The sequence below is a fragment of the Streptomyces sp. NPDC126497 genome (assembly GCF_040302425.1).
Taxonomy (GTDB): Bacteria; Actinomycetota; Actinomycetes; order Streptomycetales; family Streptomycetaceae; genus Streptomyces.
Window position 1 is genome coordinate 146,139 of record NZ_JBEORT010000002.1, and the last position, 12,291, is coordinate 158,429.

Sequence of the window (12,291 nt, forward strand, 5' to 3'; positions counted from 1 at the left end):
AGAAACCCCTGCCCGGGGCGGTAGAACCGGCATCGCGAGCCCAATGAGGGGGCTCACCGGAGCGCACGTCGCACCGGGGGGCCAAGGAGGGTGGTACCGCGGGAGCGCGCCGACGGTGGCGCAGGGATCGACACAGCTCTCGTCCCTCCGGACGGAAGGCAGCAAGTCCGCCGGAGGAAGCCCGCTGATGACAACGCCGACGTACCGCCAGGTACCCGCCCAGGTCGACCTGCCCGCGCTGGAGCGCGCGGTGCTCGAGTTCTGGCGTGAGCAGAAGATCTTCGCCAAGAGCCTGGAGCAGTCCGAGGGCCGCCCCGAGTGGGTGTTCTACGAGGGTCCGCCCACCGCCAACGGCATGCCGGGCGCCCACCACATCGAGGCCCGCGTCTTCAAGGACGTCTTCCCCCGCTTCCGCACCATGCGCGGCTACCACGTGGCCCGCAAGGCCGGCTGGGACTGCCACGGCCTGCCGGTGGAGCTGGCCGTCGAGAAGGAGCTCGGCTTCTCCGGGAAGCAGGACATCGAGGCGTACGGCATCGCCGAGTTCAACGCCAGGTGCCGCGAGTCGGTGACCCGCCACACCGACGCCTTCACCGAGCTGACGACCCGCATGGGCTACTGGGTCGACCTCGACGAGGCCTACCGCACCATGGACCCGGAGTACGTCGACTCCGTCTGGTGGTCCCTGAAGGAGATCTTCGACAAGGGCCTGCTGGTCCAGGACCACCGCGTCGCCCCCTGGTGCCCCCGCTGCGGCACCGGCCTGTCCGACCACGAGCTGGCCCAGGGCTACGAGACGGTCGTCGACCCGTCCGTCTACGTCCGCTTCCCGCTCACCTCGGGGCCGCTGGCCGGCGAGGCCGCGCTGGTCGTCTGGACGACGACCCCGTGGACCCTGGTCTCCAACACGGCGGTCGCCGCGCACCCCGAGGTCACCTACGTCGTCGCCACGAACGGCGAGGAGAAGCTGGTCGTCGCCGAGCAGCTGGTCGCCAAGGCCCTCGGCGAGGGCTGGGAGACCACCGGCCGGTCCTTCACCGGCGCCGAGATGGAGCGCTGGACCTACCGGCGTCCGTTCGAGCTGGTGGAGTTCCCGGCCGAGGCGCACTACGTGGTGAACGCCGAGTACGTCACCACCGAGGACGGCACGGGTCTGGTCCACCAGTCCCCCGCCTTCGGCGAGGACGACCTCAAGGTCTGCCGCTCCTACGGCCTGCCCGTCGTCAACCCGGTCCGCCCCGACGGCACCTTCGAGGAGGACGTCCCCCTGGTCGGCGGCGTCTTCTTCAAGAAGGCCGACGAGAAGCTCACCGCGGACCTCGACGAGCGCGGCCTGCTCTTCCGGCACGTCCCGTACGAGCACAGCTACCCGCACTGCTGGCGCTGCCACACCGCGCTGCTCTACTACGCGCAGCCGTCCTGGTACATCCGCACCACGGCCGTCAAGGACGAGCTGCTGCGGGAGAACGCGAACACCAACTGGTTCCCCGACACGGTCAAGCACGGCCGCTACGGCGACTGGCTGAACAACAACATCGACTGGGCGCTGTCCCGCAACCGCTACTGGGGCACCCCGCTGCCCGTCTGGCGCTGTGAGGAGGACCACCTCACGGTCGTCGGCTCCCGTGCGGAGCTCACCGCGCTGACCGGCACCGACCAGTCGGGCCTCGACCCGCACCGCCCCTACATCGACGAGATCACCTTCGCCTGCCCGCAGGACGGCTGCGGCACGACGGCCACGCGCGTGCCGGAGGTCATCGACGCCTGGTACGACTCGGGTTCGATGCCGTTCGCGCAGTGGGGCTACCCGTACAAGAACAAGGAGCTGTTCGAGGCCCGCTACCCGGCGCAGTTCATCTGCGAGGCCATCGACCAGACCCGCGGCTGGTTCTACACGCTGATGGCGATCGGCACGCTGGTCTTCGGCAAGTCGTCGTACGAGAACGTCGTCTGCCTCGGTCACATCCTCGCCGAGGACGGCCGCAAGATGTCCAAGCACCTGGGCAACATCCTGCAGCCGATCCCGCTCATGGACCAGCACGGCGCCGACGCGGTGCGCTGGTTCATGGCGGCCGGCGGTTCCCCGTGGGCGGCCCGCCGGGTGGGCCACGGCACCATCCAGGAGGTCGTCCGCAAGACGCTGCTGACGTACTGGAACACGGTCGCCTTCCAGGCCCTGTACGCCCGTACGTCGAACTGGGCGCCGAGCGAGGCCGACCCGGCCCCCGCCGACCGGCCCGTGCTCGACCGCTGGCTCCTGTCCGAACTGCACGCGCTCACCGACCAGGTGACCCAGGCGCTGGAGGGGTACGACACCCAGCGCGCCGGCAAGCTGCTGTCCGCGTTCGTCGACGACCTGTCCAACTGGTACGTCCGCCGCTCGCGCCGCCGCTTCTGGCAGGGCGACAAGGCCGCGCTGCGCACCCTGCACGAGGTCGTGGAGACGGTCACCAGGCTGATGGCCCCGCTGACCCCGTTCATCACCGAGCGGGTCTGGCAGGACCTGATCGTTCCGGTCACCCCGGGCGCCCCGGAGTCGGTGCACCTGTCCTCGTGGCCGGAGGCGGACCTGTCCGCGATCGACCCGGAGCTGTCGCAGCAGATGGTGCTGGTGCGCCGGCTCGTGGAGCTGGGCCGGGCCACGCGCGCGGAGTCGGGCGTGAAGACCCGCCAGCCGCTGAAGCGCGCGCTGATCGCGGCGGGCGGCTTCGACCGCCTCGACCCCGCACTGCACGCGCAGATCACCGAGGAGCTGAACGTCGAGTCGCTGGCGTCGCTGTCCGAGGTGGGCGGCTCGCTGGTGGACACCACGGCGAAGGCCAACTTCCGCGCGCTGGGCAAGCGGTTCGGCAAGCGGGTCCAGGACGTCGCCAAGGCGGTCGCGCACGCGGACGCCGCCGCGCTCTCCCTGGCCCTGCGCCAGGGCACGGCCTCGGTGGAGGTCGACGGCGAGACGATCTCCCTCGCCCCGGACGAGGTGATCATCACGGAGACCCCGCGCGAGGGCTGGTCGGTGGCGTCCGACGCCGGTGCGACGGTCGCCCTCGACCTGGAGATCACCGAGGAACTGCGCCGCGCGGGCCTCGCCCGTGACGCGATCCGGCTGATCCAGGAGGCCCGCAAGAACAGCGGCCTCGACGTGGCCGACCGGATCACCCTGCGCTGGACGGCGACGGACCCGGCGACGGTGGCCGCGCTGGCGGAGCACGCGGAGCTGATCGCCGACGAGGTGCTGGCGACGGACTTCGCCCGGGGCGAGGCCGACGGCACGTACGGCACGCCGTTCACCGACGAAGGCCTGTCGCTCTCCTTCCGCCTGCGCAAGGCGTAAGGCGCCGGGCGGGCCCCGGGCCCCGCGCGGGGCCCGGGGCCGTGCCGGGGCCGTGCCGGTGCCCGGGGCCGTGCCGGTGTCCGGCCCTCGGCGTTGCGCCCGCCGGACACCGTGCCCATGGCCGAACAAACGCCGCGTACCCGGTGAACACGCGTGACGAAAGGGCGGGCCCCGGGTTCGTGAACCCGGGGCCCGCCCTGAACGCTGCCGACTGCTACGCCGTACTCATGGCCGTGGGGCCGTCAGTTGTCGTCCTCGTCGATCAGGAAGCCGCGCATCGGCGAGGGCGCCTGACCCATCGGCGAGGGGCCCTGCGGACGCACCGGCGCCATCGGCTGGGTCATCGCGGGCTGCATCTGCTGCTGACCGCCGTACGACGGGCCGGACTGGCCGCCGGGGCCTCCGCCCATCCCCTGGTTGCCGCCGTAGGACGGCGCACCGGCGCCGGCCGGAGCCATCGAGGGCGCCGGGGACGGCGGCAGCGACGGCGCGGCGCTCGCGGGCTGGCGCGGCGGGGCGAGCGAGTCGTCCGCCTGCGTCTCCAGCTGGCGCAGCTGCGACTCCAGGTAGGACTTCAGCCGCGTGCGGTACTCGCGCTCGAAGCCGCGCAGGTCCTCGACCTTGCGCTCCAGCGTGGCGCGGGCGGACTCCAGGGAGCCCATCGCGACGCGGTGCTTCTCCTGCGCGTCCCGCTCCAGGGCGTCCGCCTTGGCACGGGCGTCCCGCTCGAGACCCTCGGCACGCGAACGCGCCTCGCCCACGATCTTGTTGGCCTCGGAACGGGCCTCCGCGATCGCCTGGTCCGCGGTCTGCTGGGCCAGCGACAGGACGCGCGCGGCGCTGTCGCCGCCGGGGCCGCCCTGGCCGGGCATACCGGGACCGCCCTGACCGGGCATACCGGGACCGCCCATGGGACCGCCCATCGGGCCACCGGGGCCCATCTGCCCCTGCATCGGACCACCCTGGCCCATCGGCCCGGGACCCTGACCCATGGGGCCGGGACCCTGCGGGCCACCCTGTCCGCCGGGGCCGGCGGGCAGCTGAGGAGCACCGCTCGGCAGCTGGGGCGGGCCACCCATGGGGCCACCCATCTGCTGCTGCGGCGGGCCCGATATGCCGGCGGGCACCGGAGCGCCGGGACCTCGCATGCCCTGCTGCGGCATCCCCTGCGGAGGCATCCCCTGCTGGGGCATGCCCTGCTGCGGCATCCCCTGCTGGGGCATGCCCTGGGGCGGCCCCTGCTGTTGCTGCTGCTGGTCCTGCGGCTCGGGGGGCTTGCGCATGTTCTGCTGGTTCTGGGCGGCCGCGCGCGTGGCCGCGGCCAGCTTGGCGCGCAGGTCCTCGTTCTCGCGGAGCAGACGCGTCAGTTCGGCTTCGACCTCGTCGAGGAAGGCATCGACCTCGTCCTCGTCATAGCCTTCTCGGAGGCGGACGGTCGTGAACTGTTTGTTCCGCACGTCCTCGGGGGTCAACGGCATCTCTTCACCTCAACGTAGTCATCGGCAGTCGGCAAGACCGTATCGTCCATCCTCATCACACAAACCTCTGTGCGACGGAGATGAGGATCCAGACGATGATCATCAGGACGAAGAAGGACAGGTCGAGCGCCACGCCCCCGAGACGCAGCGGCGGGATGAACCGCCGCAGAAGCTTCAGCGGTGGATCGGTGACAGTGTAGGTGGCCTCCAGGACGACCACCATCGCCTTGCCGGGTTGCCACGAGCGGGCGAACTGGAACACGTAATCCATGACCAAACGGAAGATCAGCACGATGAGGAACACCATCAGCGCGATGTAGATCACCTGCGCGAACACGCTCATGGCCTGCTTTTCCCTCTCCCCTGTACCGCTCTTGATCCGGTCCTGCGTCTCAGCTCTGGTTGAAGAACCCGCCCTCTGCGATGCGGGCCTTGTCCTCCGCCGTGACATCGACGTTAGCAGGAGACAGCAGGAACACCTTCTGCGTCACCCTCTCGATACTGCCGTGAAGACCGAACACCAAACCGGCCGCGAAGTCGACAAGTCGCTTCGCGTCCGTGTCGTCCATCTCGGTCAGATTCATGATCACCGGCGTGCCCTCACGGAAGTGTTCCCCGATGGTACGGGCCTCGTTGTAGGTCCGGGGGTGAAGCGTGGTGATCCGGTAAGGCTCTCGTTCCGACACGACCTTGGGCATGATCACCGGTGCGTTCTTCTCCAGGCTTGCGCGTTCTTGTGTGATGGATGCCACGGGCGCGATCCGCGCCGGGCGTGGCGATTCCGCGGGGAGCGAAGCGGATCGGGCGATCGGTTCGCGCGGCGCGGGAGGATGGGCGATTCGCACCTCTTCGTCCCTCTGGGGCTGATGTGAGACGTGCGGCTGGTGCGACGGCTCGTGCCGCCGGTGATCCCGCTCGGGCTCCGGGTCGAGTTCGGGTTCGAAGTCGTCGTCTGGGTCGAATCCGCGGCCGTCGTACCCATCGTCCTCCACGAGGCCGAGGTAGACCGCCATCTTGCGCATCGCGCCGGCCATGCTCCTAGTCCTCCGCTCTGTGGTGGATCCGCTGACGACCGCCGAGTGCCCGCGATCCACTGGGTCTTACGTCCGCTGTTCGGCGGAACTGACCATATTTTCTGCTGTGGTCCGACTTCTTGGCGACGTTACCCGAGCCCGGGGCGGACTCCGAGTACCGCACTGCCGACGCGCACATGTGTCGCCCCGGCGGCCACGGCCTGCTCGAGGTCCGCGCTCATCCCCGCCGAGACCATGTTCGCAGCCGGATGGGTCCGGCGCAGGTCGGTCGACACATCCATCAACCGCTCGAACGCCGCCCGTTCGCGTCCCGCGTACTCCCCGGTGAGCGGGGCGACGGTCATCAGGCCGTCGAGCCTGAGCCCCTCGGAGCGCGCGACCAGTTCGGCCAACTCCGCGACGCCGCCGGGCGCCACGCCTCCGCGCTCACCCCGGCCGCCCTCGTCGGCGTCGAGCGCGACCTGGATCAGACAGCCGACCTCGCGCCCGGCCCGCGCGGCCTCCCTGGCGAGGGCCGTCACCAGCCGGGGCCGGTCGACGGACTGCACGAAATCGGCATAACCCACCACAGAGCGCACCTTGTTGGTCTGAAGCTGACCGACGAAGTGCCAGGTAAGGGGCAGATCCGCGCATTCCGCCGCCTTGGGGGCGGCGTCCTGGTCCCGGTTCTCGGCGACGTGACGCACCCCGAGCCCGGACAGGATCCGCACATCGCTCGCGGGGTAGGTCTTGGTGACCACGATCAGGGTCACCTCGTCCCGTCCGCGTCCGGCGGCGTCGCACGCGGCGGCGATCCGCTCCTCCACTCTCGCCAGGTTCGCGGCGAGTTCGTCCCTACGGTCCGTCATGCCCCATCAGTCCAGCCACACATAGCCCGCGAGCCGCCCGGTGGTGCGGTCGCGACGGTACGAGAAGTGATCGTCCGACTCCAGCGTGCACACCGGCGAACGCTCCCGGTCGCGCACCCCGAGCCGTTCGAGCTGCGCGTGCACCCCGGCGCAGACGTCGACCGCCGGCGTGCCCCAACTCGTCTCGGCGTGCGCCGCCTGTTCGGCGGCGGTCACCTCGGCGCGCATCGCCTCCGGCACCTCGTAGCACCGGCCGCAGACCGCGGGTCCGGTGCGGGCGACGATCCGGGAGGGGTCGGCGCCGAGTCCGGTCATGGCCCGCACGGCGGCGGGGACGATCCCGGCGGTCATGCCGGGCCGGCCCGCGTGGGCCGCGGCGACGACACCCGCGACGGGGTCGGCGAGCAGCACCGGCACGCAGTCGGCGGTGAGCACCGCGAGGGCGAGTCCGCGCCGCGCGGTGACGATCGCGTCCACCTCGGGGACCGGGTCCTCGCCCCAGGGCCCGTCGACCACGACCGCGTCGGCCCCGTGCACCTGGTTCATCCAGACCACCCGGGCCGGGTCCACGCCGAGCGACCCGGCGGCCAGTTCGCGGTTGGCCCGCACGGCGCCGGGGTCGTCGCCGACGGCCCCGCCGAGGTTGAGCTCCTCATACGGAGCGGCGCTCACCCCGCCCCACCGGTCGGTGAAGGCGAAGTGCGCGCCGCTCACGCTCTCGCGCTGTCCTATCACTTCAAGAAGTCCGGTACGTCCAGTTCCTCGGCCGCGCTGTCGTAGGTCCGCGACGGCGGGACCGGGGGCTGGACGACCGGGATGTCGTGCACCGGCTCCGGCGCCACCGGCTCCGGGTCCTCCTTCGGCGTGACGCTGCCGAGCGAGCCGAAGGACGGGCGGCTCTCCGGCTGGCGCGCCGGGGCCGGCTCCTCGCGCTTGGCCGAGGAGGAGCCGAGGACGTTGTCCCGCTTGGCCGGCGGCTGGCCGCCGTCGAAGCCGGCCGCGATCACGGTGACCCGGACCTCGTCGCCGAGGGCGTCGTCGATCACCGCGCCGAAGATGATGTTGGCCTCGGGGTGAGCGGCCTCGCTGACCAGCTGGGCGGCCTCGTTGATCTCGAACAGACCGAGGTCGGAGCCGCCGGAGATGGAGAGCAGCACACCGCGGGCGCCGTCGATGGAGGCCTCCAGCAGGGGCGAGGAGATGGCCATCTCGGCGGCGGCCACCGCGCGGTCGTCGCCGCGGGCCGAGCCGATGCCCATGAGGGCGGAGCCCGCCTCCGACATGACCGACTTCACGTCGGCGAAGTCCAGGTTGATCAGGCCGGGCGTGGTGATGAGGTCGGTGATGCCCTGGACGCCGGAGAGCAGCACCTGGTCCGCCGACTTGAAGGCGTCGAGGACCGACACCTGGCGGTCCGAGATGGACAGCAGCCGGTCGTTCGGGATCACGATGAGGGTGTCGACCTCTTCGCGGAGCTCGGCGATGCCGTCCTCGGCCTGGTTCGCGCGACGCCGCCCCTCGAAGGTGAACGGGCGGGTGACCACGCCGATGGTGAGGGCGCCGAGCGAGCGGGCGATGTTGGCCACGACGGGAGCGCCGCCGGTGCCGGTGCCGCCGCCCTCGCCGGCCGTCACGAAGACCATGTCGGCCCCCTTGAGGACCTCCTCGATCTCCTCGCGGTGGTCCTCCGCGGCCTTGCGGCCGACGGCCGGGTTGGCTCCGGCGCCGAGTCCGCGGGTGAGTTCGCGGCCGACGTCGAGCTTGACGTCGGCGTCGCTCATCAACAGGGCTTGCGCGTCGGTGTTGATGGCGATGAACTCGACGCCCTTGAGACCGACCTCGATCATCCGGTTGATGGCATTGACACCACCGCCGCCGACACCGATGACTTTGATGACTGCGAGGTAGTTCTGCGGTGCTGCCACGTCGAAGGCCTCTCGCCTCGAGTTACGTGTCGCCCGACCGCTGAAGCACTGATGCCCCCGCGACCCGACGACTGATGCCGAATGGGACGGTCCGTAGCGCCGACCCGAACCCTAACGTTGAAGTTTAGGGTTACCAGTGTGCCTGTTCCCTGGAGTCTTCCGAACAGGACACTAAGTCGACAAGCGGCGCCCGTTCAACGAACACGCCGAACCTCCCGTTTTTCTTTTCACCCTATGTGATCAGCCGTAGCGCTGCCCAACCAGGGTGCTGGCCTGCACCGATGTGCGTCAACTTCCCGATGACGCCGGGGCCGTGGGAACGCTGACGTCGAAGTGGCGCGCGCCTGGCTCCGCTTTCATCAGTGCGGTGAGGGTACGGCTCTTCTCGGCGCTCCGCTCGCCGCTTCCCCAGGCGACCGTGCGGCCGCCCGCCAGTTCCAGCGAGATGTCGTCGTAGGAACGGACCTTGACGCTGCGGGTGGCGCGCGCCACGGAGGCCGGGATCGCGCCGGCCACCCGCACCGCCTCCCGGGTCAGCCGGTCCTCGCCGAAGCGGCGCAGGCTCGCCGCCGCGGAACCGCTTCCGGAAATGGCCATTTTCAGCGCGGGCACGCCGTCGGGCGCCTTGGAAACCGTGGCGAAACGGACACCCTCGTCGTCCACTTCGATGAACTTCCCGCCTTCGTGGACGAGGAGGACGGCGGTGCGTTCCGTCACCTTCAGCGCGATCCCGTCCGGCCAGGAACGGACCACGTCGACCGTGTCGATCCGGGGCAGTTCCTCAGAGAGCCGTGCCTCGATCGCATCGGTGTCGACGGAGACCAGCTGTTCCCCGAGGGGGACGGCGGCGGCCTCGCGCACCTCCGCGGGGGTCAGGACCCGGGTCCCCGACACCGACACGCGCTCCACCCGTACCAGGTCCGACCCGTACAGCAGCCAGAACGCCCCGCTGCCGAGGAACACCAGGACGACGGCCAGGACGACGATCCGACGAACCTGTCGTCGTCCGAACCGTCGGACGGCCGGCGGCGGGCCGGACGCCCCCCGCTTGCGTGCACCACGCTCGGCGGTGGTCGATCCGGCCATGCTTCCTCCTTCAGGACCCGGTTCGCCTCCGGGGCGCTTGCGTCGGTGTCGAGCGACCGGCCGTGCTCACCCCTTCGGGCCTCCGCGCGCTCGGTCGCTCGACACCGACGCACCCCTTCGGCTCACTCGCCGCTCAGCGGTGCGCACGGGCGGCGATCGCCTCGTACACCATGCCGACGAGCAGGTCGTCGGCGTCCCGGCGGCCGAACTCGGCGGCGGCGCGGGACATCTCGTACAGCCGGTGCGGATCGGCGAGCACGGGCAGGACGTTCTGCTGCACCCACTCGGGCGTCAGCTCCGCGTCGTCCACCAGCAGCCCGCCGCCGGCCTTGACCACCGGCTGGGCGTTGAGCCGCTGTTCGCCGTTGCCGATGGGCAGCGGGACGTAGGCGGCCGGGAGCCCGACGGCGGAGAGTTCGGCGACGGTCATCGCGCCCGCGCGGCAGAGCATCATGTCGGCCGCGGCGTACGCGAGGTCCATCCGGTCCAGGTAACTTACCGGGATGTAGGGGGGCATGCCCGGCATCTGGTGCACCTGCGGCAGTTCGTTCTTCGGACCGACCGCGTGCAGGATCTGGATCCCGGCCTGCTGGAGCCACGGAGCGACCTGCTGGACGACCTCGTTGAGCCGGCGGGCGCCCTGGGAACCGCCGGAGACCAGCAGCGTGGGCAGATTGGGGTCGAGGCCGAACGCGGCACGGGCCTCGGGGCGCACGGCGGCCCGGTCGAGGGTGGAGATGGAACGGCGCAGCGGGATGCCGATGTAGCGGGAGTTGCGCAGCTTGCTGTCGGGCGTGGAGACGGCGACCTGCGCGGCGTACCGGGAGCCGATCTTGTTGGCCAGTCCGGGCCGGGCGTTGGCCTCGTGGATCACGATCGGCACGCCGAGCCGTTTGGCCGCGAGGTAGCCGGGCAGGGCGACGTAGCCGCCGAAGCCGACCACGGCGTCCGCCCCGGTGCGCTCCAGGACCTGCTCGGCCGCCTTGATGGTGCCGCGCAGCCGGCCCGGGACGGTGATCAGCTCGGGGGTGGGCTTGCGCGGCAGCGGCACGGCGGGGATCAGCGCCAGCTCGTACCCGCGCTCGGGTACGAGACGGGTCTCCAGGCCGCGCTCCGTGCCCAGGGCCGTGATGCCCACGGTCGGATCCTGCCTGCGCAGGGCGTCCGCGAGGGCGAGCGCGGGCTCGATGTGGCCCGCGGTTCCTCCGCCGGCGAGTACGACATGCACCGAAATTCACCGCTCTCCGGACGAACGCGCCACCGGGGCGCGCCGTCGCATCGTGTTCCATCTGCGGGGCCGCTGTGAGCCCCCGTTCCGCTTTCTACCAAAGCGGGGTTGCCGCATGGCAAGCGCCATCCGTGCAGCGGGGTCCTCACGCGCGAAGGCGATCAGCAGCCCGATGGCGAACATGGTCGGCAGCAGGGCGGACCCCCCGTAGGAGAACAGCGGGAGCGGGACTCCGGCGATCGGCAGCAGACCGAGCACCGCACCGATGTTGATCACGGCCTGGGCCGTGATCCAGGTGGTCACGCCTCCCGCGGCATACCTGACGAAGGGGTCCTCCGTGCGTCCGGCCACGCGGATACCCGCATAGCCTAGAGCCGCGAACAGGGCGAGTACCGACAGCGTCCCCGCCAGGCCCAGTTCCTCACCGGTGATGGCGAAGATGAAGTCCGTGTGCGCTTCGGGGAGTTGGCCCCATTTCTCCACACTCGCACCGAGTCCGGAACCGAAGATCCCGCCGGAGGCGAGGGCGTAGATCCCGTGCACGGCCTGCCAGCAGTCGACCGGTCCCGTCTGGGGCTCGGTGGCGCCGAGACAGGTGAGCCGGGCCATGCGGTTGGGGCTGGTGCGGATGAGGACGGCGCCGAGCAGCGCGGCGATCGACAGCACCCCGACGAACAGCCGGGTCGGCGCCCCCGCCAGCCACAGCAGGCCGAAGAGGATCGCCGTCAGGATGATCGCCGTCCCCATGTCGCCGCCGAGCATGATCAGTCCGAGCAGCATGAAGGCGGCCGGGACGAGCGGCACCAGCATGTGCTTCCACTGGGACAGCAGCCGCCTGTCCTGCTTGCGGGCGAGCAGGTCGGCGCCCCACAGCACCAGCGCGAGCTTGCCGAACTCGCTGGGCTGGAGCTGGAAGGAGCCGCCGAGGGAGATCCAGTTCTGGTTGCCGTTGACCGCGACCCCCACCCCCGGCACCTGTACCAGGGCCATCAGGACGACGGCGCCCGCGAGGATCGGGTAGGCCAGGGCGCGGTGCAGCCTCACCGGCATCCGGGAGGCGGCCAGCAGCAGTACGCCGCCGATCGAGGCGGCCAGCAGCTGCTTGCGGAAGAAGTAGGAGCCCGGCAGCGACATCTGCAGCGCCGTGATCTGGGAGGCCGAGTAGACCATCACCAGGCCCAGCACGGTGATCAGCGCACTGCCGCCGAGGATCAGGTAGTACGCGGTCAGCGGTCGGTCCCAGGCCCTGCGCGCCCGGGTGACCAGGGTGCGGAAGGGGTTCTCGCGCGCCGGCCCGGGCACGACGGGCCGGCGCACGGCCCGCTGCACGGGCGGGCGGCCGGTACGGCTACTGGCCATCC

General features: G+C 71.0%; 10 protein-coding genes. 1 reads left to right on the top strand and 9 read right to left on the bottom strand.

The genetic code is table 11. The features are described from left to right. Positions 1-187: 187 nt before the first annotated feature. Positions 188-3,331 carry an isoleucine--tRNA ligase gene (gene ileS, locus ABTY20_RS01825; RefSeq protein ID WP_351995038.1) on the top strand — a complete coding sequence of 1,048 codons (3,144 nt, stop codon included), beginning with the start codon at positions 188-190 and terminating at the stop codon, positions 3,329-3,331. A gap of 242 nt (positions 3,332-3,573) precedes the next feature. Here ileS and ABTY20_RS01830 read toward each other — a convergent pair whose 3' ends face one another. From ABTY20_RS01830 to ftsW, 9 genes are all read right to left on the bottom strand, one after another. Next, positions 3,574-4,809, bottom strand: a complete 1,236-nt coding sequence (locus tag ABTY20_RS01830; RefSeq protein WP_351995039.1) for a DivIVA domain-containing protein — start codon at positions 4,807-4,809, stop codon at positions 3,574-3,576. 55 nt (positions 4,810-4,864) lie between these two features. Then, the gene (locus ABTY20_RS01835; RefSeq protein ID WP_019521941.1) at positions 4,865-5,152 is read right to left on the bottom strand and encodes a YggT family protein; all 288 of its coding nucleotides are present in this window, start codon (positions 5,150-5,152) and stop codon (positions 4,865-4,867) included. Between the two features lie 49 nt (positions 5,153-5,201). Continuing rightward, the gene (locus ABTY20_RS01840; protein WP_351995040.1) at positions 5,202-5,843 is read right to left on the bottom strand and encodes a cell division protein SepF; all 642 of its coding nucleotides are present in this window, start codon (positions 5,841-5,843) and stop codon (positions 5,202-5,204) included. 128 nt (positions 5,844-5,971) lie between these two features. Continuing rightward, on the bottom strand, positions 5,972-6,691 hold the full coding sequence (locus ABTY20_RS01845; RefSeq protein ID WP_351995041.1) for a YggS family pyridoxal phosphate-dependent enzyme: 720 nt from the start codon (positions 6,689-6,691) through the stop codon (positions 5,972-5,974). A 6-nt stretch (positions 6,692-6,697) separates the two neighbouring features. Further along, positions 6,698-7,426, bottom strand: coding sequence for a peptidoglycan editing factor PgeF (pgeF, locus tag ABTY20_RS01850; protein ID WP_351995042.1), 729 nt, complete (start codon positions 7,424-7,426; stop codon positions 6,698-6,700). Then, positions 7,423-8,616 carry a cell division protein FtsZ gene (gene ftsZ / locus ABTY20_RS01855; protein WP_351995043.1) on the bottom strand — a complete coding sequence of 398 codons (1,194 nt, stop codon included), beginning with the start codon at positions 8,614-8,616 and terminating at the stop codon, positions 7,423-7,425. The genes pgeF and ftsZ overlap by 4 nt, the downstream gene beginning before the upstream one ends. 288 nt (positions 8,617-8,904) lie before the next feature. Further along, positions 8,905-9,702 carry a cell division protein FtsQ/DivIB gene (locus ABTY20_RS01860; RefSeq protein ID WP_351995044.1) on the bottom strand — a complete coding sequence of 266 codons (798 nt, stop codon included), beginning with the start codon at positions 9,700-9,702 and terminating at the stop codon, positions 8,905-8,907. A gap of 133 nt (positions 9,703-9,835) precedes the next feature. Next, on the bottom strand, positions 9,836-10,930 hold the full coding sequence (gene murG / locus ABTY20_RS01865) for an undecaprenyldiphospho-muramoylpentapeptide beta-N-acetylglucosaminyltransferase (protein WP_351995045.1): 1,095 nt from the start codon (positions 10,928-10,930) through the stop codon (positions 9,836-9,838). 6 nt (positions 10,931-10,936) lie between these two features. Further along, positions 10,937-12,289 carry a putative lipid II flippase FtsW gene (gene ftsW / locus ABTY20_RS01870; protein WP_351995046.1) on the bottom strand — a complete coding sequence of 451 codons (1,353 nt, stop codon included), beginning with the start codon at positions 12,287-12,289 and terminating at the stop codon, positions 10,937-10,939. Between the last annotated feature and the right edge of the window lie 2 nt (positions 12,290-12,291).

Coding starts and splice junctions, on each gene's coding strand:
- ileS (WP_351995038.1), top strand. CDS start 188: ATGACAACGCCGACGTACCGCCAGGTACCCGCCCAGGTCGACCTGCCC.
- ABTY20_RS01830 (WP_351995039.1), bottom strand. CDS start 4,809: ATGCCGTTGACCCCCGAGGACGTGCGGAACAAACAGTTCACGACCGTC.
- ABTY20_RS01835 (WP_019521941.1), bottom strand. CDS start 5,152: ATGAGCGTGTTCGCGCAGGTGATCTACATCGCGCTGATGGTGTTCCTC.
- ABTY20_RS01840 (WP_351995040.1), bottom strand. CDS start 5,843: ATGGCCGGCGCGATGCGCAAGATGGCGGTCTACCTCGGCCTCGTGGAG.
- ABTY20_RS01845 (WP_351995041.1), bottom strand. CDS start 6,691: ATGACGGACCGTAGGGACGAACTCGCCGCGAACCTGGCGAGAGTGGAG.
- ABTY20_RS01860 (WP_351995044.1), bottom strand. CDS start 9,702: ATGGCCGGATCGACCACCGCCGAGCGTGGTGCACGCAAGCGGGGGGCG.
- ftsW (WP_351995046.1), bottom strand. CDS start 12,289: ATGGCCAGTAGCCGTACCGGCCGCCCGCCCGTGCAGCGGGCCGTGCGC.